The 25,441-nt window shown below is 70.1% G+C and carries 26 protein-coding genes and 1 rRNA gene; 11 read left to right on the top strand and 16 right to left on the bottom strand.

Features of this window, described 5'->3' with window-relative positions:
• Nucleotides 1-74, top strand: a 5S ribosomal RNA gene (gene rrf, locus ABEB03_RS45330); the annotation flags it as partial.
• Between the two features lie 351 nt (nt 75-425).
• On the opposite strand, the gene ABEB03_RS13650 is transcribed toward rrf, so the two are convergent.
• The gene (locus ABEB03_RS13650; protein ID WP_345646987.1) at nt 426-1,187 is read right to left on the bottom strand and encodes a CDP-alcohol phosphatidyltransferase family protein; all 762 of its coding nucleotides are present in this window, start codon (nt 1,185-1,187) and stop codon (nt 426-428) included.
• 160 nt (nt 1,188-1,347) lie between these two features.
• Between ABEB03_RS13650 and ABEB03_RS13645 the strand changes: the two genes are divergently transcribed.
• Together ABEB03_RS13645 and ABEB03_RS13640 are read left to right on the top strand one after the other, a co-directional pair.
• Nucleotides 1,348-1,899 (top strand): GNAT family N-acetyltransferase, encoded by a 552-nt coding sequence (locus tag ABEB03_RS13645; RefSeq protein ID WP_345646984.1) that lies wholly within the window; start codon nt 1,348-1,350, stop codon nt 1,897-1,899.
• Between the two features lie 131 nt (nt 1,900-2,030).
• Nucleotides 2,031-2,414 (top strand): SH3 domain-containing protein, encoded by a 384-nt coding sequence (locus ABEB03_RS13640; protein ID WP_028804298.1) that lies wholly within the window; start codon nt 2,031-2,033, stop codon nt 2,412-2,414.
• An 89-nt stretch (nt 2,415-2,503) separates the two neighbouring features.
• On the opposite strand, the gene ABEB03_RS13635 is transcribed toward ABEB03_RS13640, so the two are convergent.
• The 6 genes from ABEB03_RS13635 to ABEB03_RS13610 form a co-directional block, all read right to left on the bottom strand.
• Complete coding sequence (locus tag ABEB03_RS13635) at nt 2,504-4,135, bottom strand: type IV secretory system conjugative DNA transfer family protein (RefSeq protein WP_345646980.1); 1,632 nt, start codon at nt 4,133-4,135, stop codon at nt 2,504-2,506.
• A 1-nt stretch (nt 4,136) separates the two neighbouring features.
• Nucleotides 4,137-5,561 (bottom strand): ATP-binding protein, encoded by a 1,425-nt coding sequence (locus tag ABEB03_RS13630; protein ID WP_345646977.1) that lies wholly within the window; start codon nt 5,559-5,561, stop codon nt 4,137-4,139.
• 14 nt (nt 5,562-5,575) lie between these two features.
• Nucleotides 5,576-7,117, bottom strand: coding sequence for an SCO6880 family protein (locus tag ABEB03_RS13625; protein ID WP_425589229.1), 1,542 nt, complete (start codon nt 7,115-7,117; stop codon nt 5,576-5,578).
• A gap of 14 nt (nt 7,118-7,131) precedes the next feature.
• A complete protein-coding gene (locus ABEB03_RS13620) occupies nt 7,132-8,451 on the bottom strand; it encodes a hypothetical protein (protein WP_345646971.1) in 1,320 nt (439 codons plus the stop codon).
• Nucleotides 8,441-9,292 carry a hypothetical protein gene (locus ABEB03_RS13615; RefSeq protein ID WP_345646968.1) on the bottom strand — a complete coding sequence of 284 codons (852 nt, stop codon included), beginning with the start codon at nt 9,290-9,292 and terminating at the stop codon, nt 8,441-8,443. Before ABEB03_RS13615 ends, ABEB03_RS13620 begins: the two co-directional genes overlap by 11 nt.
• A gap of 199 nt (nt 9,293-9,491) precedes the next feature.
• Complete coding sequence (locus ABEB03_RS13610; protein WP_028804304.1) at nt 9,492-9,800, bottom strand: hypothetical protein; 309 nt, start codon at nt 9,798-9,800, stop codon at nt 9,492-9,494.
• A gap of 598 nt (nt 9,801-10,398) precedes the next feature.
• Between ABEB03_RS13610 and ABEB03_RS13605 the strand changes: the two genes are divergently transcribed.
• The gene (locus ABEB03_RS13605) at nt 10,399-11,040 is read left to right on the top strand and encodes an SRPBCC family protein (RefSeq protein ID WP_345646965.1); all 642 of its coding nucleotides are present in this window, start codon (nt 10,399-10,401) and stop codon (nt 11,038-11,040) included.
• A 183-nt stretch (nt 11,041-11,223) separates the two neighbouring features.
• The gene (locus tag ABEB03_RS13600; protein WP_345646962.1) at nt 11,224-11,997 is read left to right on the top strand and encodes a trypsin-like serine peptidase; all 774 of its coding nucleotides are present in this window, start codon (nt 11,224-11,226) and stop codon (nt 11,995-11,997) included.
• On the opposite strand, the gene ABEB03_RS13595 is transcribed toward ABEB03_RS13600, so the two are convergent.
• The gene (locus tag ABEB03_RS13595; RefSeq protein WP_345646959.1) at nt 11,994-12,689 is read right to left on the bottom strand and encodes a hypothetical protein; all 696 of its coding nucleotides are present in this window, start codon (nt 12,687-12,689) and stop codon (nt 11,994-11,996) included. The genes ABEB03_RS13600 and ABEB03_RS13595 overlap by 4 nt on opposite strands.
• An 88-nt stretch (nt 12,690-12,777) precedes the next feature.
• Between ABEB03_RS13595 and ABEB03_RS13590 the strand changes: the two genes are divergently transcribed.
• The gene (locus ABEB03_RS13590; protein WP_306453556.1) at nt 12,778-13,785 is read left to right on the top strand and encodes a C40 family peptidase; all 1,008 of its coding nucleotides are present in this window, start codon (nt 12,778-12,780) and stop codon (nt 13,783-13,785) included.
• 216 nt (nt 13,786-14,001) lie between these two features.
• A complete protein-coding gene (locus tag ABEB03_RS13585; protein ID WP_345646953.1) occupies nt 14,002-14,703 on the top strand; it encodes a phosphatase PAP2 family protein in 702 nt (233 codons plus the stop codon).
• 72 nt (nt 14,704-14,775) lie between these two features.
• Here ABEB03_RS13585 and ABEB03_RS13580 read toward each other — a convergent pair whose 3' ends face one another.
• On the bottom strand, nt 14,776-16,344 hold the full coding sequence (locus ABEB03_RS13580) for an FAD-binding oxidoreductase (RefSeq protein ID WP_345646950.1): 1,569 nt from the start codon (nt 16,342-16,344) through the stop codon (nt 14,776-14,778).
• Nucleotides 16,345-16,421: 77 nt separating this feature from the next.
• Entirely contained in the window at nt 16,422-16,604 is a 183-nt protein-coding gene (locus ABEB03_RS13575) for a hypothetical protein (protein ID WP_345646947.1), read from the bottom strand.
• 120 nt (nt 16,605-16,724) lie between these two features.
• Between ABEB03_RS13575 and ABEB03_RS13570 the strand changes: the two genes are divergently transcribed.
• Entirely contained in the window at nt 16,725-17,573 is an 849-nt protein-coding gene (locus ABEB03_RS13570) for an LCP family protein (RefSeq protein ID WP_345646945.1), read from the top strand.
• Between the two features lie 94 nt (nt 17,574-17,667).
• A complete protein-coding gene (locus tag ABEB03_RS13565) occupies nt 17,668-17,856 on the top strand; it encodes a hypothetical protein (protein WP_345646942.1) in 189 nt (62 codons plus the stop codon).
• Nucleotides 17,857-17,932: 76 nt separating this feature from the next.
• Here ABEB03_RS13565 and ABEB03_RS13560 read toward each other — a convergent pair whose 3' ends face one another.
• Nucleotides 17,933-18,319: a metal-sensitive transcriptional regulator gene (locus ABEB03_RS13560; protein ID WP_345646939.1), complete on the bottom strand. Its 387-nt coding sequence runs from the start codon at nt 18,317-18,319 to the stop codon at nt 17,933-17,935.
• 202 nt (nt 18,320-18,521) lie between these two features.
• Here ABEB03_RS13560 and ABEB03_RS13555 point away from each other — a divergent pair, with 202 nt between their 5' ends.
• Complete coding sequence (locus tag ABEB03_RS13555; protein ID WP_345646936.1) at nt 18,522-19,142, top strand: DUF47 domain-containing protein; 621 nt, start codon at nt 18,522-18,524, stop codon at nt 19,140-19,142.
• A gap of 6 nt (nt 19,143-19,148) precedes the next feature.
• A complete protein-coding gene (locus ABEB03_RS13550) occupies nt 19,149-20,147 on the top strand; it encodes an inorganic phosphate transporter (protein WP_345646933.1) in 999 nt (332 codons plus the stop codon).
• 359 nt (nt 20,148-20,506) lie between these two features.
• Here ABEB03_RS13550 and pstB read toward each other — a convergent pair whose 3' ends face one another.
• From pstB to ABEB03_RS13525, 5 genes are all read right to left on the bottom strand, one after another.
• Nucleotides 20,507-21,283 carry a phosphate ABC transporter ATP-binding protein PstB gene (pstB, locus tag ABEB03_RS13545; RefSeq protein ID WP_028804315.1) on the bottom strand — a complete coding sequence of 259 codons (777 nt, stop codon included), beginning with the start codon at nt 21,281-21,283 and terminating at the stop codon, nt 20,507-20,509.
• Nucleotides 21,284-21,331: 48 nt separating this feature from the next.
• Complete coding sequence (gene pstA / locus ABEB03_RS13540; protein WP_345646929.1) at nt 21,332-22,390, bottom strand: phosphate ABC transporter permease PstA; 1,059 nt, start codon at nt 22,388-22,390, stop codon at nt 21,332-21,334.
• Nucleotides 22,387-23,394 (bottom strand): phosphate ABC transporter permease subunit PstC, encoded by a 1,008-nt coding sequence (pstC, locus tag ABEB03_RS13535; RefSeq protein WP_345646927.1) that lies wholly within the window; start codon nt 23,392-23,394, stop codon nt 22,387-22,389. The genes pstA and pstC overlap by 4 nt, the downstream gene beginning before the upstream one ends.
• A gap of 95 nt (nt 23,395-23,489) precedes the next feature.
• Nucleotides 23,490-24,623 carry a phosphate ABC transporter substrate-binding protein PstS gene (gene pstS / locus ABEB03_RS13530; protein WP_345647053.1) on the bottom strand — a complete coding sequence of 378 codons (1,134 nt, stop codon included), beginning with the start codon at nt 24,621-24,623 and terminating at the stop codon, nt 23,490-23,492.
• A 385-nt stretch (nt 24,624-25,008) separates the two neighbouring features.
• On the bottom strand, nt 25,009-25,431 hold the full coding sequence (locus ABEB03_RS13525) for an NUDIX hydrolase (protein WP_345646924.1): 423 nt from the start codon (nt 25,429-25,431) through the stop codon (nt 25,009-25,011).
• Between the last annotated feature and the right edge of the window lie 10 nt (nt 25,432-25,441).

Genomic DNA, 25,441 nt, shown 5'->3' with positions numbered 1-25,441 from the left:
ACCCGGAAGCTAAGCCTTACAGCGCCGATGGTACTGCAGGGGGGACCCTGTGGGAGAGTAGGACGCCGCCGAACTAATATTGAGAAGAAGCCCCAATTCCTGGGTACAGCCCAGGAATTGGGGCTTTTTCGCGTTCCCTGGACAGTCATGAGCGCGTCAGGCCCGCCCGGCCCCGCGCGGGAGCAGCCTCAGCCTGGTCGGGATCGGCTTCCGGCAGTTCGTACCGGCTGCCGGCGCCCTGGTGACGGCAGCCGGACCCTCCTGTACCGGCGCCGGACCACCGTGCGACCGCTGGAGGCAGGGGTGCTGTGCATTGGTCGGGAAAGCCGCGGGCCCGGGACCAGGTCCTGAACGCGGAGAGCGACAAAAGCGGGGGCGGCCTCGTCATGAGGCCGCCCCCGCTTCCCGTTCCCGGGCGTTACGCGCTACTTGAGGCGGGACGACGCGACGATCGAGACGATGTGGGCGGGAACCAGCAGCCACACGATCGCCGTGATCGCGACGGTCGCGATCCTCGTCGCCGTCAGATCGCCGAGCGCCAGGTCGACGACCGCGGTCACGAGCAGCAGCAGGGTGCACTCGATGCCGTTGACCAGCCGGTGGAGACCGACGGCCGAGGCCAGTCGGCGGACCCGGGCCAGACCGGTGGAGCGCGGCACGACGGACTGGTCGGTGGCCTTCTCCATACCGCTGTCGGAGCGAGCCACGTGGACGAGGTCGGAGGAGGACTTCAGGAGCAGTACGCCGATGGCCGCCGCGAGGCCGGCCACCAGGTAGGGGTCGAGGCCCATCTCCGAGGCGCGGATGCCCATGCCGACCATCACGGCGGCGTCGGCGAGATACGCGCCGAGGCGGTCGAGGTAGACACCGAGCGGGCTGAACTGGCTCCGCCAGCGGGCCACTTCGCCGTCCACGCAGTCCAGCAGCAGGTACAACTGCATGAAGACGACGGACAGGACGGCGCCGCCGAGGCCCGGCAGGGCCAGGGCCACTCCGGACAGGACGCCCGCGCCCACCATGATCACGGTGATCTGGTTCGGCGAGATGCGGGTGTCGAGCAGGTGGCGGGTCACACGGAGGGAGAGGGACCTCATGTAGAGGCGGCCGGCCCAGTGCTCCGCCCGGCTCTCCAGCTTGCCCGGAGGGTGGATCACATGGCGGAGTTCGTCGAGTTGGACCTTGGGCATGCGGCTTTCTCCCTGGCGCGCTGGCAGTTGGTTGTGCGGTGTCTGTCCACCGAAGTGCTGCGTCGTACAGGGAAGAGCATGACGGGGGCCCGAACGGCGGGATGCGGCAGGGTGGATAACCGGTGGGGAGAGGGCGCATGCGGGGTCTACCGTGGCTCCCATGAGTCACGTGATCCGTTCCATACGCTCCGACGAGTGGGCCCTGGTGAAGGAGCTCCGGCTCGCCGCCCTTCAGGACCCGGTGGCGCACCTCGCGTTCCTTGAGACGTACGAGGACGCTGCGTCGAAGTCCGACGCCTTCTGGCAGGAGCGGGCCGCCGGAGCCGCGGAGGGGACGACGGCGCGGCAGCAGATCGTCGCCGAGGCCGAGGACGGCGTGTGGGCCGGCTCCGTGACGGTGCTGGTCGAGGAGGCGGGGACGCAGGACCCGTTCGGGACGGCCGTCGAGCAGAGCCAGGGGCATCTGGTGGGCGTGTTCGTGCGGCCGGAGCACCGGGGGAGCGAGGCCGGGGTGACGGGAGCGCTCTTCGACGCCGCCCTCGAGTGGTCCTGGGGGATCGGGCTCGACCGCGTCCGGCTCTTCGTGCACGAGAAGAACGCCCGCGCCGAGGCGTTCTACCGCAAGGTGGGGTTCGTGGCGACCGGGGGGACCGCGCCGGTGCCGGGCGCCCCGGGGGAGCTGGAGCTGGAGTACGTCATCGCGCGGCCGTAGCGTTCGCGCGGCGATGTGGTCCGGCGTCTTTGCGTCAATCGCCGGGATTCCGGGGCTGGTCGGAGCGGATCTTCATAGCGTTGCTGATCGACATCAGTGATCGGGCAACACAAGTGGGAGGGACCGACCCCATGGCAGAACTCTTCGGCGCGCTCGGACGTGGGTCGCGCAAGGCATGTGTGTTCGCCGCGAGCGCGGTGATGGCGGGTACGGCGCTCGTCGTGAGCGCGCCGACGGCGTCCGCGGCCTCCTGCGGGCAGGTCGGGGTGGACCGGCAGCCGGGCCAGGGCACGGTGACCGCGTCCGCGCTCGCGCGCCGGAGCGGACCGTTCACCTCGTGCACCGCGCTGGGCCAGGTGTCCAAGGGCACGAAGATCAACTACTACTGCTTCGAGATCGGCACCGCGGTCAACGGCAACAAGCTGTGGACGTACGGAGAGGTCGCCGGCACCGGGCAGAAGGGCTGGTTCGCCAGCGCCTACCTCGACGACAACGGGGCCTCGCTGGGCTGCTGAGGCCGTCCCGGCCGGCGGGGTGCGGAGCCGGGGCGAGCCCGTCGGGCGCGGGCCGCAGGGCTTGCTCCCGGCCCCGCATCACGACGGGATCAGACGGCTCCGTCGTAGTGCGGCCAGCGGGCGCGGAGTTGCTCACGGGAGCGGAGCAGGGCCAGGGTCGGCAGGCCGCGGTCGGCTCCGCCGGTCAGCAGCTCCGGGAGCTGGGGGAGCGGTGCCACGGCCGCGACGTCGTCGAGGACGAGGGTGATTGGTGGGTCGAGGCGACCGGAGGATGACCGTTCGGCCATGCGCCGGCCGCGCTCGACCACGCTTGAGGCGAGGGCCGTCAGGAGCGGCATCGCGCCGGGCTTCGCCTTGGGGTCCTCGATGGGTTCACCGACCACATAAAGCGTGCCCCCTTCGTTGACGAAGGAATCCAAGGCGAGGCTGTCATTTCGGTTCGCAGTGCAGGATTCGCGGATGTTGACCGTGAAGAGCGAGGCCAGCGCGCGGGACGTCAACTCCTGGGCGATGTCCCGTCGTTCGGGATGCGAGGTGAGAGCGGCCTCCAGCTCGCCGCCGGAGCCCGGCGCGGCCTTCGGGTTGGTGCGCAGGACTCGTACGGCTTCCTGCACCTGGGTGCCCTGGGCCCAGCGGTGGACGTGGCGGAAGGCCTTGCCCTCGACGGCGGCGGCGTGCAGATAGCTCCGCAGGAGCGTTTCGGCGACGTCGGCCATCGGCTGGTCCATCTTGGCGGTGGGGCGTACCGGGGCGAGCAGGGCGGCGGCTCTGGCCACCGCGGTCGCCTTGTCCTCGCAGCCCGTCGAGGGGGACCAGTGGAGTCGGGCCGGGGTGTCGCACAGGTGCGTGGGGTCGTAGAGGAGGACGGGGCCGAGCTTGGCTCGTGCGTCCTTGGTCTCCGACCAGGTCCGGGGATTCGACGTGACGACCAGGACGGGGCCCTCGGCGTCCCGTACGGCCTGTGTCGCGGTGAGGTGGCGGGAGTCGGCGGGGGCCAGGACGAGCGGCCGCGTGGCGGGCGGCTTCTCCCAGTCGCGCAGCTGTTCACGACCCGCACGGTCGGCGACCGCGGCGGAGGCGGTGGGCGTCGACGCCGTCGGCGGGACGTCCGCTATGGGCCGGGGGGCCGCGGCGCGCGCCGCGTCCGGTCCGCCGAGGTGCTCGCCGCCCGCCGCGAAGGGAGCGGGTGACGACACCCCCCGCTCGGCTCTGGCGGGCGGAACGGTCGTCGTGTCGGCCGCCTCCGTCCCGCCGCGGTGCGGGCCCGCCACGGCCTCGCTCAGACGTGGAGCGGGCGCCGTCCTGCCGGCGCCGTAGGACGCCTCCGTGACGCCCGAGGCCGCCTCGGCGCGGCGCCGGGCCCGGCCCGCACGCCATCTCGCGACCGTGCCCATCACGAACACGGCCAGGACGAGCAGGACCATCAACTGCCCGATGAACAGGCCCCAGAAGAGCCCGTACCCGGACAGCTGCCCGGCGGGGGTCTCCGGCCAGGCGCCCGCGATGTCGTGCGGCCGGCCGATCAGATGCCGCATGGCCAGCGGCGTCCGGGTGAAGGTGACCGCGTCCGGCCAGGCACCCCGCGCCAGCCGGGCCGCGAGCCCCGTCGCCGTCCACACCATCAGCGTCATGCCGAGGAGGAAGGCCAGCACCCCGATCAGCAGCCCGTCGGGGATGCCGCCCTCGCCCTCGCGCCGGTGGTCGTGCCGGTCCTGTCTCATCTCACGCCACCGTGGACTCGGAGGAGCCGTCCAGATCGGCCAGATGCTGCTCCACGAAGGCCGCCGCCCGTTCCTCCGCCTCCAGTTCGGCGGCGCGCAGCGCGTCGTCGGAGAGGAAGTCGGCGGAGGACTCCGTCATGGCCCGGTCCGTGAAGACGAGAGGGCGCTCGGTCTCGGTGATGAGGTGCTTGACCACCTGGACGTTGCCGTTGACGTCCCAGACGGCGATGCCCGGCGTCAGCGTCGGGATGATCTCGACCGCCCACCTGGGCAGGCCGAGGACGCTGCCCGTCGACCGTGCCTCGTCCGCCTTCTGGGCGTAGATCGTCCTGGTGGACGCCATCTTCAGGATCGCCGCGGCCTCCTTCGCCGCCGCGCCGTCGACCACGTCGGACAGGTGGTGCACCACCGCCACGAAGGACAGGCCGAGGCGTCGGCCGAACTTCAGCAGCCGCTGGAACAGCTGGGCCACGAAGGGGCTGTTGATGATGTGCCACGCCTCCTCCACCAGGAAGATGCGCTTCTTGCGGTCCGGCCGGATCCAGGTGTGCTCCAGCCACACGCCGACGATCGCCATCAGGATCGGCATGGCGATGGAGTTCCGGTCGATGTGGGACAGGTCGAAGACGATGAGGGGCGCGTCGAGGTCGATGCCGACCGTCGTGGGGCCGTCGAACATGCCCCTCAGGTCACCGTCGACCAGGCGGTCCAGGACCAGGGCGACGTCCAGGCCCCAGGCCCGTACGTCGTCTATGGCGACGTTCATCGCCTCGGCGGACTCCGGCTCGGGGTGGCGCAGCTGCTCGACGATGTCGGTCAGCACCGGCTGGCGCTCGACGATGGTCTCGTTCACATAGGCGTGCGCGACCTTCAGGGCGAAGCCGGACCGCTCGTCCAGGCCGTGACCCATCGCGACCTCGATGATCGTCCGGAGCAGCGCGAGCTGGCCGGTCGTGGTGATCGCCGGGTCGAGCGGGTTGAGGCGGATGCCGTGGTCCAGGGCTGCCGTGGGGTCGAGGCGGATGGGAGTTATTCCCAGCTCCTCGGCGATGAGGTTCCACTCGCCGACCCCGTCCTCGCCCTGCGCGTCCAGGACCACGACCTGCCGGTCGCGGAACCTCAACTGCCGCAGGACGTACGTCTTCTCCAGCGCGGACTTGCCGTTGCCGGACTCGCCGAGGACGAGCCAGTGCGGCGCCGGCAGCTGCTGCCCGTACAGCTGGAAGGGGTCGTAGATGTAGCCCTTCCCGGAGTACACCTCGCGGCCGATGATGACGCCGGAGTCGCCGAGGCCGGGTGCCGCGGTCGGCAGGTAGACCGCCTGGGCCTGGCCCGTGGAGGTGCGGACGGGCAGACGGGTCGTCTCGACTTTGCCGAAGAGGAAGGACGTGAAGGCGTCGGTGAGGACGGAGAGCGGATCCCGCATCAGAACATCAGCCCCTACCTGCGGATTCCGGTGGCGAACGGCAGCGTGTTGACGAAGGCGCGGTGGTGCTCGCGGTCGCACCACTCCAGCTTCAGGTACGACTTGCCGGCGGAGGCGCGGATGGTGCGCTTGTCGCGGGCGAGGGCCTCGGGGGAGCGGGCGGAGACGGTGATGTAGCCGACCAGGTTCACGCCCGCGGCGCCGCTCGCGAGGTCCTCGCCGCGCTGGTCGAGGCGGTTGTGCGAGGCGATGTCACGCGGGTCCACGGTCCGGTTCATCTTGGCGGCGCGGCTGGCCTCGGCCTCGTCGTTCGTCTTCTCGGTCAGCATCCGCTCGATGGCGACCTCGGTGGGTTCGAGGTCCATGGTGACGGCGACCGTGCGGATGACGTCCGGGGTGTGCACTAGGAGCGGGGCGAGGAAGTTGACGCCGACCGGCGTCATGGGCCATTCCTTCACCCAGGCCGTGGAGTGGCACCAGGGCGCGCGGGTCGAGGACTCGCGGGTCTTCGCCTGGAGGTAGGTGGGCTCCATGGCGTCCAGCTCGGCCGGCCAGGCGTTGCGCTTCGTCATCGCCTGGATGTGGTCGATGGGGTGATCGGGGTCGTACATCGAGTGCACCAGGGAGGCGAGCCGCCCCTGACCGAGCGGCTGCCGCACCCGGATGTCGGCCTCCTGCAGACGCGAGCAGATGTCGGTCAGCTCGCGTGCCATGACGACCGCGAGCCCCGCGTCCCGGTCCAGTTTCCGGCCGCTCTGCGGGCGGGCCGCCCGTGCCATCGCCTGTGCCTCGGCGGCCAGTTCACGCGAGTAGTGCATGCAGGCGACGAGATACGCCCGGTGCTGCTCGCTGCTGGTGGACACCATGGACTGGAGCTGGTCGTACGACTGCTGGAGCCAGCCCGGGGCGCGCTCGTCGCCGCGTACGGCGACGTCCTTGGCGTGCGCGTCCGGGTCGGCCGGGAGGGTGCGGGCGAGCATCTGGATGCGGGTGACGAAGCCGTCGCCGTTCGCCACGTGCTTGAGGAGCGTGCCGAAACGGTCGACGAGGGCCTCCTGGTCCTCGCTGTCGCGCAGGCCGACGCCGGGCCCCTCGATCTCGATGGCCGCGGTCACCGTGCGACGGTCGGCGTGCAGCAGCACGGCGATCTCGTCGGGTCCGAAGGGCGCGGCGAGCCAGGAGATCCGCCCGATGCCGGGCGGCGGCCCGATCTCGACCTCGCGCCCGTCGAACGCCGTGCCCGCCTCCATCACATTGCTGCGGTACGTGGTGCCCTGGCGCAGGGTGCGCTTGTAACTGCGGTTGATCTCGAACCACTTGTAGAACGTGCGGCGCTTGTACGGGACGTACACGGCCGCGAGCGCCAGCAGCGGGAAGCCCATCAGCAGCACGATCCGCAAGGACAGTACGGGGACGAGCAGGCCGCACATCATGCCGAGGAACGCGCCCGCGATGATCAGCGCGATCTCGCCGGACTCGCGGTTCCGGCCGACGATCGCGTTCGGCCGGGCGCGGCCGATCAGATATGTACGGCGGGGCGTGACCGGATGGGACATGTGGGACTCGGTCGTCAACGCCCTTCACCTCCCGTGCGGTTGGTACTGCTGTTGCGGCTGTTGCTCGCGTGCGGGGTGTTGGCCGGGCTGCTGCGCGGTGGGGGTGCGGCGGAGGGGACAGATCCGCCGCCTCCGTTCGACGTGCGCGTGCTGTGCGCGGCCACACCGCCGGACGCGGGATTGGAGGGGCGAGGCTGCTGGCTTCCGCCGCTGCCGCCGCCGTTGTTGTCGGCGCGGGCGCTGTGGGTCTTGATGCCCTGCGCGACCAGGGTCGCGGGCGAGCTGATGACGGCCGCGGCCTTGCCCTCGGCGCCCTGCATGATGCGGTTGCTGCGGGAGTTCGCGATCTCGTCGCCGAAGCCGGGGACGAAGCGGTAGATCATCGCGCTGGCGAAGATGGCGAGCAGGATGATGGCGAGGCCGGAGACCACGGCGGAGAACGCGTCCGGGCCGCTGTCGGTGGACAGCGCGCCCGCGAGGCCCAGCACGATCACGATCACCGGCTTCACCAGGATCACCGCGATCATGATGCCCGCCCAGCGGCGGACATGGCCCCACAGGTTCTTGTCGACGAGTCCTGCGTACACGACGGTGCCGAGCAGGGCGCCCACGTAGAGGAGGGCGGCCCGGATGACGAGCTCCAGCCACAGCACGCCGGCGGCGAGGATCGACACCAGCGACACGACGATGAGCATGATGGGCCCGCCGCCGATGTTCTCGCCCTTGTCCAGGGCGCCGGAGAACGTCCCGAAGAACGTGTCCGTCTGGTTGCCGGTCGTCTTGGCGAGGACGTCCGTGACCCCGTCGGTGGCCGACACGACCGTGTAGAGGATCAGCGGGGTGAAGGCGCTCGCCAGCACCGTCAGCCACAGGAACCCGATCGCCTCCGACAGCGCGGTGGTGAGGGGGACACCTCGCACCGCCCTCTTCGCCACGGCCAGCAGCCACAGCAACAGGGTGAGGATCGTCGACGCCGCGAAGACGACGGCGTACTGCTGGAGGAACTTGGGGTTCGTGAAGTCGACGTTCGCCGTGTCGTTGACCGCGGCGGAGAGCTTGTCGATGGTCCACGCGGCGGCGTCGGCGCAGCCCTTGGCCAGGGAGGAGAGGGGGTCGAGCGTGCCGGTCGGGTCGAGGGACCCGCCCGTCTTGTTGCTGCCGCTGTCGCCTTCGCAGTAGTTCTTGGCCGGCCCGTGGATGAGGCCGCAGGGATCGCTGCTCTTCGACGGCGACGGTGTCGGTGCTGCTGCGGCCCGTGTGGCGAGCAGCAGCACCGTGGCCTGTACGGCACCGACGGCTGCGGTGAGCTTGAGTACGCGGTGATTACCGGGCATACGTGAACCCTCCGTACTCCTCCACGGCCTTCGCGATTTCGTCGGCGCCGGAGGCGCGGTCGTCACCCGGAACGGGCGCGGGGCCGTCCTTCTGGGAATGCGCGACGATCTTCCAGTCGTCACCGGTCCACTCCAGCTGCATGGTGATGGTGAACCAGCTGCTGGTGACAGGGTTCGTGGAGTTCTGGCCCGCGAGGCCGAGCAGGCCGCCGCACCAGACCTCGACGGTTGCGGTGTCGCTCGAGGACTCGGTGATCTTGGTGCCGATGGGGCTCGTCCGGGAGACGAACGTGTAACCCTTGGGCGCCGAGCCGTCCTCGTTCAGCCCGACGTTCTTGTTGAACTGCGGGGTGTACGCCTTGTCCAGTGTCGCCTCGAACTCGCTCACCCTGGACGGGGTGATGATGGTCGAGAGGATCTGGTCCCGCCTGACCTTGCTGAACATGTCGGTCGAGCCCAGCGCCACCGCATAGTTCGCCGCAGCGCTCTGCGCCCCCTGGGCGTTGTGCGTGTAGCCCGAGGGGATGCCTGAGGTCCGCGTGTCCACCGGGCGGTCGCCGGAGGCCGCCGTGGGTGACGTTCTCGCCTTGTCGCCGTCGCCGTTCCCCGAGGAGGAGTCGTCCCCGCCGCGGTTCGCGAAGGCGATCGCGGCGATGAGCAGCACGACGACGCCGACGACCGTGACCAGGCTCCGGGAGGAGGACCCGCGGCCGCGCCGCGCCCCGCCGTAGACGTCCCCCGTGCGGTCGGGGAGCCGGGTACGGGTCTGGCCGGAGCCGCCGTACCCCCGGTCCTCGGCGTGTGAGGTGTCGCCGTAGCCGGGTTCGTCACCGGGACTCATGTCGCGTACGCCCCCTCAACCTCTCGCTGAACCAAGTAGTACGACGGTAGCCGTGCTGGTTCCCGCGCGGGCGCGGTGTGGTGACTCGACATCAGGGAAACGCAACCTCAGCCGGTGGGCACGACGGACGGGTGGGTCGGAGGGGAGGGAAGGTCCGGGCGCGCCCGGCCGGGCATGGCTCAGGGGTGTCCCGCACCCCTTACACGGCCATGCCGTACACGATGGTGAAGAGCGTGCCGAGGGATCCGATGATGAAGACTCCGGTGAGGCCCGCGATGATGAGGCCCTTGCCCTGTTCGGCGCTGAAGGTGTCGCGGAGAGCGGTGGCGCCGATGCGCTGCTTGGCCGCGCCCCAGATCGCGATGCCGAGGCAGAGCAGGATGGCGACCGCCATCACGACCTCGATCATCACCTTCGCCTCGTTGCCGAGGCTGCCGAAGGGGCCCCAGTCCGGAGCGATCCCGCCGATGATTGTGGTGATGTCGCCCTTGTCGGCTGCGAAAAGCATGTAAGTCACCGCCCCTAGTGGGTAGTTCTGCACCCCCTGCCACTGCGCAGAGGTCGGGCCCATTCTCGCCGACAATGGTGCCGTCGTATGTCGACTTGGCGTCATTGATTGGCGGGTTTCGTACGAATACCTTGCCGCCGCCCCGCGCGAGCCCCTCACGGGGGTGCGGGACGGTATACGAAGGGTCGTATGGTCACTCTGTGTATCACGGCAGGTCACGCCGGGCAATGAAGTCGATGCGGAACCTGTCGTGTGGTTCCGTCGTTAATCCCTTCTACGAAGCGCACGCTCCGCCCTTCCCGTACGTACGCCGCGCGCGCCGCCCGTTTCTGACGGGTCGTCGCGCCGATGTTCCCCGGGTCGCCGTGTCTGCGGGAGGTGGACGCCGGCCGACGGCCCCGGACGAGGCACAGGCTAACCCCCGCCGTGCCGCGCGGAGGAACGGGCCGGGGCGAAGCCCGAGGGAGCGAGCCATGGGGCCGAATGGGGGTCTGGGTGCTGGCTCCCGGTCCCGGGGCGGGTAGGGGCGCAGGAGGCGGGAGGCCGTTCCCGGGAAAAGTCCCGGCGGCCGTGACGGATCGGTTGCGAGGAGCGCCCCATGTTCGACGTCACCCAACAGATCGACGCCGTGCGGCGACAGGTCGGCGCGCGTGAGTACCAGGGGCGCACCGCGAAGGTGGTGACGGTGGGCCAGACGTACGGTGCCACTGTCGAGGACGTCTGGGACGCCTGCACCAACGCCGAACGCATCCCCCGGTGGTTCCTGCCCGTCACGGGCGAGCTCCGGCTCGGCGGCAGGTATCAGCTGGAGGGGAACGCGGGCGGCGTCGTCGAGCGGTGCGAACCGCCCCTGAGCTTCGCCGCGACCTGGGAGTTCGGCGGCGAGGTCAGCTGGATCGAGGTCCTGCTGGCCGAGGAGCCGGAGGGCGGCACCCGTTTCGTGCTCCAGCACATCGCCCACGTCGACGACGAACGCTGGGCGGAGTACGGCCCCGGTGCCGTAGGTGTCGGCTGGGACCTCGGCATCATGGGCCTGGCCCGCCACTTCGGGGCTCCCGGCGACGCGCTGGACCCGAAGGAGGGCACGGCCTGGCTCGCGTCCGAGGAGGGCCGCCGCTTCGTACGGGAGAGCAGCGAGAGCTGGTACGAGGCGAACGTGGCCGCGGGCGAGGACGAGGCCGCCGCCCGTGCGGCCGCGGACCGCACGACCGCCGCCTACGGAGGGACCGCGCCGGAGTGAGGGCGGCCCCTGCGGCGGGGACGGGCGGTTCGGTGGAATCGACGCGGAGCGGGGCCGCCCGGCCCCGCGCTCGCCCACGTACGGACTCCCGGCGCACGGCGTGCGGACCTGTCGCGGTTCCCCTGTCGATTCCTGGCGCGGGCCCGGGGTTTTCCGCCTCCGTCTCGGGCAAGGTGGGGTGCGATGAAGCGCATCGCAGGCCTCGCCGCACCCCGCCGGTACGCGCTGCTGGGCTCCTTCGCGCTGCTGGCGGCGACCTCCTCGTCCCTGGCGGCGGCCGACGACGGGCCCGGGCCGTTCGGTGTGACCGTGCGGGCCGCGGCGACCGCGCAGAGCGCGCGGGTGGGGGCGCTCTTCGGCGGGGGGCCGGGCGGACGGCACTTCTGCACGGCGTCCGTGGTGCGCAGCGCGGCGCACGACCTGATCGTCACCGCCGCGCACTGCCTCGGCGGCGGCGGAAAGCCGGTGTTCGCGCCGGGCTACCGGGACGGCAGGGCGCCGTACGGGCTGTGGACCGTGCGGAGGACGTACCTCGGCGACGGCTGGAGCAGCGGGCGGGACGAGGACAGCGATATCGCCTTCGCCGTCGTGGCCGACAAGGGCGGCAAGGGGATCGAGGACGTCGTGGGCGGCAACACCTTCGCTGCGGGCCGCGCCACCGGGGCCACCGCCGTCACCGTCACCGGCTACCCCGGCGCCCTCGACGCGCCTCTCACCTGCACCGACAAGCCGACCGCCCGCGGCCGCACCCAGCAGCGCATCGCCTGCCCCGGTTTCGCGGGCGGGACCAGCGGCAGCCCCTGGGTGAACGGTGACGGCGAGGTCGTCGGTGTCATCGGCGGCCACCAGCAGGGCGGCGACACCGACGACGTGTCCTTCAGCGTCGTCCTGCGGAGCGAAGCCGCGGCGCTCTACCGGGAGGCGACCGGGTCGGGCCGGTCCGGCGAACCGTCCTAGCCCGACATCTCGTTGAAGACGTACGCGGTGAGCCAGAGCGCCGGCAGGAGCAGCACGACGTAGGCCAGCGGGCGCTGGAGGACCGGCTTGCCCTGGTCCATGACCACACCGGTCGGCGAGGGCGTCGTCGGGTGCGGCAGCTTGCGGATCCGCGTCCGGACGTAGAGGTTCCACAGCAGGGTGAGCGGGGTGAACAGCGCCAGGGACACCGGGCTCCACCAGCCGCCCGCCAGGGTCTTGGTCGTCATCTCCCGGTGGATCGCGGTGGCGCAGGAACGGCAGAACGGGCCCTCCATCTTGGAGAACCGCATCGCGACGAGCAGCCCCGTGTGCTGGCGGACGGTCATGTCGCCGGCCGGCTGCGCGGCACATATGCGGCAGCCGGGGGTGAGGGGCGGGGCGACCGCCGGGTCGTATCCGCCCGCTGGGGCGAACGGGTTCTGTCCATGCGGGGCGAACGGGTTCTGTCCGTGCGGGGGGTGCGGGGCCTGTGCGGCGCCCGGTGCGGCGTAGGCCGCGCTCTGGGCGTACGGACCCTGCGCGTAGGGGCTCTGCGGGTGCGGGCCCTGGGCGTACGGGTTCTGCGCGTACCCATTCTGGCCATGTGCCGGCGCACCGTTTGGCGCGTAACCGCCTTGCGGGGCAGCGGGGTTGCCCTGGGGCGCGTTCGGGTGCGGGGGCGGGGTCGCCACGTGCGGTTTCTCCTCGTGTGTGATCGTCCCGCCGCGCGGTGCCCGCCTCTACACTGACGTCGGCGGACTCCTGGGCGACGAGGGGCGGTTGACGGTGCGTAAGGCATGGATCGTAGCGACCGCTGCCGTCGGGGCCGCGCTCAGCTTCGTGATGCTGCTCGTCGTCGGCGTCTACATGGTCGCGGGCAACCTGGCCAACGGTATCGGCGGGGGCTCCGTCGGCCTCGCCAAGGGTTCCGTGCCCGCCGCGTACCAGACCCTCGTGCAGAAGTGGGGAAATCTGTGCGGCGCCATCAACCCGGCCCTGCTGGCCGCCCAGTTGTACCAGGAGAGCGGATTCAATCCGAATGCCAGGAGTCCGGCGAAAGCGGAAGGGATAGCGCAATTCATTCCGGGGACCTGGGCCACGCACGGAGTCGACGGCGACGGTGACGGCGACCGCGACGTATGGGACCCGAATGACGCGATTCCATCGGCCGCCTCGTACGACTGCCAGCTCGCCTCGTACGTGAAGGACGCGCCGGGGAACGTCACGGAGAACATGCTCGCCGCCTACAACGCGGGTGCCTACGCGGTCATCAAGTACGGCGGCGTACCGCCGTACAAGGAGACCCGGAACTATGTGAAGACGATCACCACGCTGGCGAAGAGCTTCGCCGCGCCGGTGACCCGCGTCGACCCCTCCAAGCAGGCCGCCGCGGCCATCACCTACGCGCAGAAGAAGCTCGGCACGCCCTATCTGTGGGGCGGCAACGGCACGTCTGACCAGGGCGGACGCTTCGACTGCTCGGGGCTCACCAAGGCCGCGTACGAGAGCGTGGGCGTCACCCTCCCGCGGGTCGCCAACGACCAGTACAACGCGGGTCCGCACCCCAGGCGCTCGGAGCTGCTCCCCGGCGATCTGGTCTTCTTCTCGGACGACCCGACCGACTCCCGGGCCATCCGCCACGTGGGTATCTACGTGGGCGGCGGATACATGATCGACGCGCCCCGTCCGGGGGCCGTGATCCGCTTCGACCCCGTCGACACCCCCGATTACTTCGGGGCGACCCGAGTGACCGAAGATGGCGCGAAAGCATTGCCGACTACTGTATGAACCCACCCCCTGAGCTGCGGCGATGTGTCTCTCTTCGATAACGTCTGCGTGATCATTCCGTGGAGGGTGGAACGTAGTAGAGGGGACTGTGCGTTCCTTTTCATGTAGCGCCGGGCCGGGTACGGGTTCCGGCGGTTTCTACGACCACGGGGGTGGATCGAGCGGGCGCGCGAAAGGGCGTGCCCGCGGGAAAGACGACGAAGGGGCCGCAGCACCATGGCTGGACTCGCCGAATCCGGTTCGAACCCCGACGTCGACCTGCTCTACGACATCAATGGCCTGGCCAAGGACGCGCCCCACTGGTTCGACCGGATCATGGAGTTCGTCGGCGAGTACGGACTGCTGCTCGGCATGGTCCTGCTCGTGCTGTGGTGCTGGTGGACCGTGCGGCGCCGCGGGGACGACTCCGCCGCGTCCTCCGTGGCCGCCCTCGTGTGGGCACCGCTCGCGGCGGGCATCGCCGTCCTGGTGAACGTGCCGATACGAGGTTTCGTCGAGCGGCCCAGACCCTTCGTCGACCACCAGGGCCTGGACGTCCTCGTCTCCGGCAAGACCGACTACTCCTTCGTCAGCGACCACGCCACGCTCACCATGGCGATGGGCGTCGCCCTGTTCGTCGCGAACCGCAGGTTCGGGCTCCTGGGGATCGGGCTCGCCCTGCTCGAAGGTTTCTGCCGGGTCTACATGGGCGTGCACTACCCGACGGACGTCGTCGGAGGCTTCGCTCTCGGCACCGCGGTCGCCCTGCTGCTGTCCCCCCTGGCCATGGCGCTGCTCACCCCGGTGATGAAGGCGGTGGAACGCTCCCCGCGCGCCGGCCTGCTGATCCGTGCCCGGGGCACGGGGCGCACCGGGCACGACGCGCTGATCCCGGGATCGCGGACGGAGCGGTCCGAGGAACGGGACCTCGCCGCCTAGCCGCGTCCCCGGTGGGGGAACGGGCCCGCGCCGAGCCCCTCTCCCGCCCCGCGCCGCTTTTCGTCCCGCAGGTCAGAGCGCCTGCGGGAAGGAGAAGAAGTGCTGGGGGTCGTACTGCTTCTTCAGGGCCGTGAGCCGGGTCGCCGCGTCACCGTAGTACGCCTTGCGCCAGTCGGTGAGGGTGGCGTCCGTGTAGTTCTGGTAGGCGGCGCCGGAGGCGTACCGGCCCATGGCGGAGTGCGCGGTGCCCAGCCAGGACTGCGCCGTGCTGCCCGAGGTGCCCGCCCGCCAGGAGACGATGTACTGCGCGAGCATCCGTGAACGGCGGTGCACGAAGGCGGTGGCCGTGGGCGACACCCGGTTCACGGCGCCGCCCAGCGCCGTCAGCGCGATGCTGCCCGCGCCGCCGCGGACGCCGGTCATCTGGTTCAGCAGCGCCTGGATGCCGGCGGCCGGGATCGAACGGTCGAAGAAGTCCGAACGCGCCGCGTAGGTCTCACGGCCTAGAGCGCCCTGCGCGCTGCGGCCCGGCGTCGAACCCGGCAGGTGGCACTGCGCGTCCGTCGGGAAGGAGGAGCAGCCCGCGTACACCTCCATCGACTCCTCGTACGAACGCCTCTTCAGGGAGACGGTGCGTGCCGGGGCACCGATCCGGTCGGCCAGTCGGTCCACGGCGTTCTGGAGTTCGCCGTAGGTGCCGAGCGAGAACGCGGCCACGGACACCGTGGGGGTGCCGCCCGCCGCGTTCGCGAGGTGGCACGACGACCAGATCTCGTCGGGCTGGTCCGGGCCCCATTCCTGCCATGCCTTCAGCACGGCGGCGGCCTTGGCCCACGGCCAGGTCATGTACGCCGAGACGCCCTGCGGGGCCGGGTGGGTCTTGAAGCGCAGTTCGGTGACGACGCCGAAGTTGCCGTTGCCTGCGCCGCGCAGGGCCCAGAACAGGTCCTTGTGGTCCGTGGCGTTCGCGGTGAGCTGCTTGCCGTCGGCGGTGATCAGCGTGGCCTGCGTGAGACTGTCGCAGGTCAGCCCGTACGCCCGGGACACCACCCCGTGGCCGCCGCCCAGGGTCAGTCCGGAGACGCCCACGGTGGGGCAGGAACCCGCGGGTATGGTGACGCCCTTCGCGGCCAGCGCGCGATAGACGTCGATCAGCTTGGAACCGGCGCCGACCACCGCCTCGTTCCCCGACGCCCGGATCTTGTTCAGCTTGGAGACGTCGATCACCAGGCGGCCGTTGCCGGAGGACCAGCCCGCGTACGAGTGGCCGCCGTTGCGGATCGACACCTTGATGCCGTGCGCGCGGGCGTAGTCCATGGTCGTGCGGATGTCGTCCGCGTGTGCGACGTACGCGACGGCCGCGGGCTTCAGCCCGTCGAAGCGCGTGTTGTAGAGCTGGTGGGCGGCCGGCCAGCTGCGGTCGCCGGGGCGGATCAGCGCACCGTCCAGCTCCCTGGACAGGGCGGTCCAGTTCGCGGCCGCGCGGGTGCTGGTGGGGGCCGTGCGGACCGACGTGCCGGTAGCGGCACTCTCGGAGGCGCCCGCCGCCTTGGTGCCGCCGCTGCCGCCGCCGTCGCACGCGGACGTCGCCGCCGCCGCGAGTACGGCGGTGGCTCCGCCGATGAACGTACGCCGTTGCATGTGCGCCTCCTGTGGGTTCCGTGGAACGAGACGGGCCGCCGGGCCCCGGGGTTCCACGCGCGGACGTCGCAGAACGGCTACAGCGCGCCCGGGCCGAGCACGCCTTCGGAATGGTTCTCCGCGTCCGTCCGGGCCAGACTGCGCGCGCGGCGCGCGGGGCCCCTCCAGCCGCAGGTGCACCGGGCCACACAGAAGCGGCCCTGTTCGACCGTCGTCGTGCGGTGTTCGGGGAAAGGGCCGTCGTCGTCCTGCTGCGCCACGCCGACAACGTTACCCAAGGCAAGTGAATGGACGGGAGCCGCGTGACGGCCGCCCCTACCCGTCGTTAACCGGAACGACAGGGAGGGCCCAGGACGGACCGGCTGGGGGTCGGCGAGGCGATGGTGGCGCAGGTGGTTCAGACGGAAGGGCGGACCGGCCTGCTGGTCGTCGCGGCCGTGACGGCGGGACTGGCCGTGTGTGCCACGGGATGCGCGGGCGGAGGTGCCGCCGCCGACGACGCCCGGACCGGCTCCGGCACCGTCGAGGCGCTGCACCGGGCCGCCACCACCCTGGAGCGCGCGGGCAGCGCCAAGGCCCGTACGTCCATGGAGATGGCCACCGGCGGGACCCGGGTCACCATCCGCGGGCAGGGCGTGTACGACTTCAGGAAGCAGCAGGGCGAACTCAAGGTGCTGCTCCCGCAGGATCCCGCCGGCACGGCCGAGCACCGGCCGATCACCGAGCTGCTCGCGCCCGGAGCCCTGTTCATGAAGAACCGCGGCGCGGGGGTGCCCGTGGACAAATGGGTCCGCGTGGACACGGCCGGTCTCTCCGACGGGAACCTGGTGACGGGCGGTGCCACCGACCCGTACGCGGCGGCGGAACTGCTGCGCGGGGCGCGGACGGCGACCTTGGTGGGGGAGACGGAGGTGGCCGGGACGCGGGTGCGGCACTACCGCGGGACCGCCGATCTGCACGTCGCCGCCAGTGGCGCATCGAAGGGGCAGCGGTCCGCGTTGAAGGCGGCGGCGAAAGGGTTCGCCACCGCGGAGGTGCCGTTCGACGCCTACCTCGACGAGCAGGGCCGGCTGCGCAAGGTCCGGCACCGCTTCAGCTTCGTCAACGGCCACCAGAAGGGCACGGTGGCCGTCGCGTCGACGACGCTGCTGTACGACTTCGGGGTGCCCGCCGACGTACGGCTGCCGCGCCCGCGGGACATCTTCGCCGGGAAGATCGCGGAACAGTAGCTTCCAGGGAGGGGCCGGAAATGGCCCTTCCGTGCCATGCGCGGTGTGTAGGCCGCTCCCTACTCTAGGAAGTCGGTGACGGCAGGAAGAGGTGATGCACGTGGCTCCGGTCGGCGGTACGGCAGTTCAGGACCACGTGGCCCTCGCCGAGATCGAGCTGTGCGGGGAACTGATCATCGCGGCCTCGGCCGCCCACGAGGACCGGCTCAGTCTCGAGAGCATCGACGAGGTGCTGAAAGTGGCCGAAGAACGTGCCCACGAACGGGGCGCGCGGGAGGCGTAGGTCACCTCCCGCCGCGCGGAAACGGAATGCGGGTACGGCCGGAACCGTGTCCCGTCGGCGGCCGGCCCGGTCCGGGTCAGGTGCGCAGCAGCCGGCCGATCGCCTTGGTCGCCTCCTCGACCTTCGCGTCGATCTCGTCACCGCCCTTGAGGGCCGCGTCCGCGACGCAGTGGCGCAGGTGCTCCTCCAGGAGCTGGAGCGCGAAGGACTGCAGCGCCTTCGTGGAGGCCGACACCTGGGTGAGTATGTCGATGCAGTAGACGTCCTCGTCGACCATCCGCTGCAGGCCCCTGATCTGGCCCTCGATACGGCGCAGACGCTTGAGGTGCTCGTCCTTCTGCTTGTGGTAGCCGTGGATCCCGCGGTCGTGATCCGTCACGGCCTCCGGGCTCCCTCCGGCAGGTCCCTCGACGGCCTCGGTCTCGCCGGAGGGTGCCGTCGCGCCGGCCTCTGTGGTCGTCATCGCGTCCTCCCGCCAACTGATACCCCTGGTGGGTATATGGTATCGAACTTTGCTGGGTATGGAGCCCTTGCCCGAAGCCGGAACCGGACCCTGTGCTGATCACTGTGCCCGATGGGCGACACTGGGGGACGGCCCATTAGCCGTGGCCGGATGATGCGCCTAGCATCAGCCTGACCGAACCGAAGCACCCCGAGGACCCCAAGTGCGCTTTCGTCTGACCCCCAGGGAGACGAGCTTCTACGACATGTTCTCCGCGTCCGCGGACAACATCGTCACCGGCTCGAAACTCCTGATGGAACTGCTTGGGGCGGACGCCTCCGCCCGGGCCGAGATCGCAGAGCGTATGCGGGCAGCGGAACACGCCGGTGACGACGCGACGCACGCGATCTTCCACCAGCTGAACTCCTCCTTCATCACGCCGTTCGACCGCGAGGACATCTACAACCTGGCCTCGTCCCTCGACGACATCATGGACTTCATGGAGGAGGCCGTCGACCTGGTCGTCCTCTACAACATCGAGGAACTGCCCAAGGGCGTCGAGCAGCAGATCGAGGTGCTGGCCCGGGCCGCGGAGCTGACCGCGGAGGCCATGCCGAGCCTGCGGACCATGGACAACCTCACCGAGTACTGGATCGAGGTCAACCGTCTGGAGAACCAGGCCGACCAGATCCACCGCAAGCTGCTCGCCCACCTCTTCAACGGCAAGTACGACGCCATCGAGGTGCTGAAGCTCAAGCAGATCGTGGACGTGCTGGAGGAAGCGGCCGACGCGTTCGAACACGTGGCGAACACCGTGGAGACCATCGCGGTCAAGGAGTCCTGAGGCTTCGTGGACACCTTCGCACTGATCGTGACCATCGGTGTCGCGCTCGGATTCACGTACACGAACGGCTTCCACGACTCGGCGAACGCCATCGCCACGTCGGTGTCCACGCGGGCACTGACCCCGCGGGCCGCGCTCGCCATGGCCGCCGTGATGAACCTCGCCGGTGCCTTCCTCGGCAGTGGTGTCGCGCACACCGTCAGCAAGGGGCTGATCGAGACGCCCGAGGGCGGCAAGGGGATGGGCATCCTCTTCGCCGCGCTCATCGGGGCGATCGCCTGGAACCTCCTCACCTGGTACTTCGGGCTTCCGTCGTCCTCCTCGCACGCGTTGTTCGGCGGGCTCGTGGGGGCGGCGCTCGCGGGAGGCACGACCGTCCTCTGGTCGGGCGTCCTCGACAAGATCGTCATCCCCATGTTCCTGTCGCCGATCGTCGGTCTGATCGTCGGCTACCTGGTCATGTGCGCGATCATGTGGATCTTCCGCAGGGCCAACCCGCACAAGGCCAAGCGCGGGTTCCGGATAGCCCAGACCGTGTCGGCGGCCGGCATGGCGCTCGGTCACGGTCTCCAGGACGCGCAGAAGACGATGGGCATCGTGGTGATGGCCCTCGTCATCGGTGACGTGCAGGGCGCCGACGACCCGATCCCGGTGTGGGTGAAGATCGCCTGTGCCGTGATGCTGTCGCTCGGCACCTACGCGGGTGGGTGGCGCATCATGCGGACGCTGGGACGGAAGATCATCGAGCTCGATCCGCCGCAGGGGTTCGCCGCGGAGACGACGGGGGCGTCGATCATGTTCGTCACCGCGTTCCTGTTCAAGGCGCCGATCTCGACCACGCATGTCATCACCTCCGCGATCATGGGTGTCGGGGCGACGAAGCGGGTGAACGCCGTGCGGTGGGGGGTCGCCAAGAACATCGTGCTCGGGTGGTTCATCACCATGCCGGCCGCCGCGGTGGTGGCTGCCGCCAGCTTCTGGGTCGTGAACCTGGCGTTCCTCTAGGGTTCGGCGTCCGGGGCGGGGGTGGGTTTCGCCCCCTCCGCCCCTGCCCGTCCCTTGTTCCCGGGGGCTCCGCCCCCGGACCCCCGGATCGGCCTGGACGGCCTCGTCCTCAAGCGCCGGACGGGCTGGAGCCCCCCGCGTTCGGAACGGGCTGGAGCCCCCCGCGTTCGGGACGGGCTGAAGCTCCTCGCGTTCGGGACGGGCTGAAGCCCCCCGTGTTCCGGACGGGCTGTAGCCGACTGTTCGGGTCAGGAAAAGAATCGGGCCCGCCCCCCGGGAGCCAGGGGGCGGGCCCTTCTTCTTCCTCGCGGTGGCACCGCCATGCAGCACCGCGAGGGTTCTCGGGGAGGACGGGCCGGTCAGCCGAAGCGGCCCGAGATGTAGTCCTCCGTGGCCTGGACCGACGGGTTGGAGAAGATGCGCTCCGTGTCGTCGATCTCTATGAGGCGGCCGGGCTGGCCGACCGCGGACAGGTTGAAGAACGCGGTGCGGTCGGAGACGCGGGCGGCCTGCTGCATGTTGTGCGTCACGATGACGATCGTGAAGCGCTCCTTGAGCTCCCCGATCAGGTCCTCGATGGCGAGGGTGGAGATGGGGTCGAGGGCCGAGCAGGGCTCGTCCATGAGGAGGACCTGGGGCTCCACGGCGATCGCCCGCGCGATGCACAGACGCTGCTGCTGACCGCCGGACAGGCCCGAGCCGGGCTTGTTCAGGCGGTCCTTGACCTCGTTCCAGAGGTTGGCGCCCTTGAGGGACTTCTCGACGATGTCGTTCAGCTCGGACTTCTTGTAGGAGCCGTTCAGGCGCAGGCCCGCCGCGACGTTGTCGAAGATCGACATCGTGGGGAAGGGGTTGGGGCGCTGGAAGACCATGCCGATGGTGCGGCGCACGGCGACCGGGTCGACTCCCGTGCCGTACAGGTCCTCGTCGTCCAGGAGCACCTTGCCCTCGACGCGGCCGCCGGGGGTGACCTCGTGCATGCGGTTCAGGGTGCGCAGGAAGGTCGACTTGCCGCAGCCGGAGGGGCCGATGAAGGCCGTCACGGAGCGGGGCTCGACCGTCATGGAGATGTCTTCGATCGCCCGGTGGGCGCCGTAGTAGGCGGTGAGCCCGCTCACGTCGATGCGCTTGGCCATGTCTATCACTGCTTCTTTCGCAAGGTTTCGGGTCGCTGATCGGCCGCGTCAGCGGCCCGTCTTGGGTGCCTTCCAGCGCGCGATGCCACGCGCCGCCAGGTTGAGGATCATGACGAAGGCGATGAGCGCGAGTGCCGCTGCCCAGGCCCGGTCGTAGGCCACTTCGGTTCCGGCGGCGTACTGCCGGTAGATGTAGAGCGGAAGTGAGGCCTGCGGGCCCGAGAACGGGTTGTTGTTGATGAAGTTCGTACCCCACACCAACAGCAGCACGGGAGCCGTCTCACCGGTGATACGTGCGACGGCGAGCATCACGCCCGTGGTGATACCGCCGATGGACGTCGGCAGCACCACCTTGATGATCGTGCGCCACTTCGGGACGCCCAGCGCGAGGGAGGCCTCGCGCAGCTCGTTCGGAACGAGCTTGAGCATCTCCTCGGTGGAGCGGACCACCACGGGCATCATCAGGATCGACAGGGCGAGCGCGCCGGCGAAGCCGGAGTAGCCCATGTCCAGGATCAGGATCCAGAAGCTGAGGATGAACAGACCGGCGACGATCGACGGGACGCCCGTCATGACGTCGACGAAGAAGGTGACGGCGCGGGCGAGCTTGCCCCGCCCGTACTCGACGAGGTAGATCGCGGTCAGCACACCGATCGGCACGGCGATCAGGGTCGCGATGCCCACCTGCTCCAGGGTGCCGAGGAGCGCGTGGTAGATACCGCCACCGGGCTCGTTGTCGGCCACCACGCCCATGGAGTGGCTGAGGAAGTAGAGGTCGAAGGCCTTCACGCCCCGCTTGACGGTCTCCCAGATCAGGGAGGCGAGCGGGACGACGGCGACGATGAAGCAGACCCAGACCAGGCTGGTGGCGACGCGGTCCTTGGCCTGCCGGCGGCCCTCGACGCGCGCGGCGATGCCGTACGTGCCGAAGACGAACAGGAGCGCGGCGATCAGGCCCCACTGGACCTTGCTGTCGAGCCCCGCGGCCAGGCCGATGCCCACGGCGAGGGCGACGGCTCCCGCGGCGATGGCCCACGAGGACCACTTCGGGAGGCTGGCGCCGCGCAGCGTGCTGGGGCGCTTGTCGGTGAGGGGTGCGGTGCTCATGCGTTGGCCCCCGAGTACTCCTTGCGGCGGTTGATGATCATGCGCGCCGCGCCGTTGACCAGCAGAGTGATGACGAACAGGACGAGACCCGAGGCGATCAGGGCGTCCTGGCCGAACGTGGTGGCCTCGTTGAACTTGCTCGCGATGTTCTGCGCGAACGTGCCGCCGCCCGGGTCGAGCAGGCTGGCGCTGATGTCGAAGGTCGGGGAGAGCACGGTGGCGACGGCCATCGTCTCGCCCAGCGCGCGGCCGAGGCCGAGCATCGACGCGGAGATCACGCCGGAGCGGCCGAAGGGCAGCACCGACATGCGGATGACTTCCCAGCGCGTGGCACCGAGGGCCAGCGCGGCCTCCTGGTGCATCTGCGGCGCCTGGCGGAAGACCTCACGGCTCACGTTGGTGATGATCGGAAGGATCATGATCGCGAGCAGGATGCCGACGGTGAGCATCGAGCGGGGCGCTCCGCCCTGCCACTCGAAGATGCCGGTCCAGCCGAAGTAGTGGTCGAGCCAGCCGAACAGACCGGTCATGTGCGGTACGAGGACGATGGCGCCCCAGAGGCCGTACACGATGGACGGGACGGCGGCGAGCAGGTCGATCACGTACGCGATGGGGCCACCGAGCTTGCGGGGCGCGTAGTGCGTGATGAACAGCGCGATGCCGACGGCGACCGGGACCGCGAGGGCCATGGCGATGATCGCGGAGACCACCGTGCCGAAGGCCAGGACCGCGATGCCGAAGGTCGGCGGCTCGAGGTTGGTGTTCCACTCGAAAGCGGTGAGGAAGTTCGCGTCGTCCTTGCTGATCGCGAGGGCGGCGCGGTAGGTGAGGAAGACCGCGATGGCGGCCATGATCACCAGGAGGAGGATGCCGGACCCGCGGGAGAGGCCGAGGAAGACACGGTCCCCGGGGCGGGCGGCGCCACGGGCCGTGCGCTTGTGCACGGCGGTGGGACGCGGTGGGGTGGGGGGAGGCGCTTCAGTGTTCTGAGTCGATATGTCCATCGTGAGTCTCCGGTCTGCGGAGCCGGATGGCGGCTCCAGGCGGCGGTGCACCGGACGGTGCGGCCCGCCTCGGTGAGGCGGGCCGCACACTCGGGTCAGCTCAGGTTCGAGACGGTGGAGCGAACCTTGGTGATGATCTCGGCGGGGATCGGCGCGTACTGCGCGTCGGTCAGGAGCTTCTGACCGTCCTCGCTCGCGATGTAGGTGAGGAAGGACTTGGTGGCGGCCAGGGTGTCGGCCTTGTTGCCCTTCTCGCAGACGATCTCGTAGGTGACCAGCGTGAGCGGGTAGGCGCCCTCGGCGGTCGGCTTGTAGTTCAGCTCCAGGGCCAGGTCGTTGCCGACGCCGGCGACCTTGGCGGTGGAGATCGCCTTGGTGGCGTTCTCGACGGTGGCCTTGACCGGGGTGGCGGCCTCCGTCTTGAGGTCGACGGTGCTGATGCCCTCAGCGGCGTAGGAGAGCTCGAAGTACGAGATCGCGCCCGCGGTCTGCTTCACCTGCTGGGCCAGGCCGGAGGAGCCCTGAGCGGACTGGCCGCCCTTGGCCTGCCAGGCCTTGCCGCCGGAGTACTTCCAGTCCGACGGGGCGACGGCCTTCAGGTACTTGGTGAAGTTGTCCGTGGTGCCGGACTCGTCCGAGCGGTGGAACGCCTGGATCTTGGTGCTGGGGAGCTTCGCGTCGGGGTTCAGCTTGGCGATCGCGGAGTCGTTCCACTTCGTGATCTTGCCGTCGAAGATCTTGGCGATCGTCGAGGCGTCCAGGACGAGGTTGTCGACACCCGGGAGGTTGTAACCGATGGCGATCGGGCCACCGACCATGGGCAGGTCGACCGCGGCGTTGCCGCCGCACGCCTTCTTGGCCGCGGTGGCCTCTTCGGGCTTGAGGGGCGAGTCCGAACCGGCGAAAGCGGTCTGGCCCTGGGTGAACGCCGTGACGCCGGCGCCCGAACCCGTCGGGTTGTAGTTGATCTGGACGTCCTTGCAGGCGGCCGTGTAGGCCTTGACCCAGGCGTCGATCGCGTTCTTCTGGGCGGAAGAGCCGGAGGCCTGGAGCTGGCCCTTGGCGCCGTCGCACTTGATGGCGCTGTTGTTGCTGGCCGCCGACGAGCTGCCGCCACCGTTGTCCTTGCCGGTGTCGTCCGAGCCGCACGCCGTGAGGGCCAGGGCGCCGGAGACGGCGACAGCACCGAGCGAGAGGGCGCGAAGCCGGTTCTTGCGCTGAAGCTTCACTTTCGGGAGTTCCTTCCAGGAGCCGCCGTCAGGTTGGCGGCGTGCGAGGTTCGGTGTCATGCGGAGGCTCCGTCGAGAAGGCGCTCCGCACCGGGTAAGGCCGAAATTAGGCAGAACAGGTGAAGCCGCCGATGGCCATAAGTGAACGGGGGGTGAACCCCTGCGGACGGTGCGGTGAGGTCACGGAACGCTTACGTCGAGGACACAGGCCGGTTTCCGGCAACTCGGGTCCCACCGACAACTCTAGGCATATGCACGGAATCATTCAGATTTCGCTGTGAACAGCTCATATCTGTACAGAGCGGCGATCGCCCGGCACACGCACGCCGGAGAGGGCGGTACGTACCGGGCGGAAGGTCGGTCCTCGGGCCGGGAGCAGGAGCCCCTAGGCCAGGTGCAGCACGTCCGGCAGGGCGTCGACCAGGTCGCGGTCCCGGGACTGGGTCAGACGGTGACGGGCCGCCGTGGGGGAGAGCCACAGGACGCGGTCGACCTCGCGGTTCGGCGTGAAATGGCCGTCCACCGCCTCGGCGGCCCAGTAGCGGACCTCCTTGGGACGGCCGGCGACGAGGTAGCGGAGCGCGGGGAGGGCGGCCCCCGGGGCGGCGACGTACCCCGTCTCCTCCTCCACCTCGCGGACCGCCCCCGTGAGCGGGTCCTCGCCGCGCTTCAACTTGCCCTTCGGGTGCGACCAGTCGTCGTACTTCGGCCGGTGCACGAGGCAGATCTCCAGCTCCCCGTCGAACGGGGAACGACGCCACAGGACGCAGCCCGCCGCCCGGATGGTGTCGTCTGCCGTGGGTGCCATGGGGCCTCCC

Origin of the sequence: Streptomyces siamensis (genome assembly GCF_039543605.1) — a bacterium.
Classification (GTDB): Bacteria; Actinomycetota; Actinomycetes; order Streptomycetales; family Streptomycetaceae; genus Streptomyces; species Streptomyces siamensis.
Note: the sequence above shows the minus strand (reverse complement) of the source record. Positions and strands in the feature narration are given on the sequence as shown.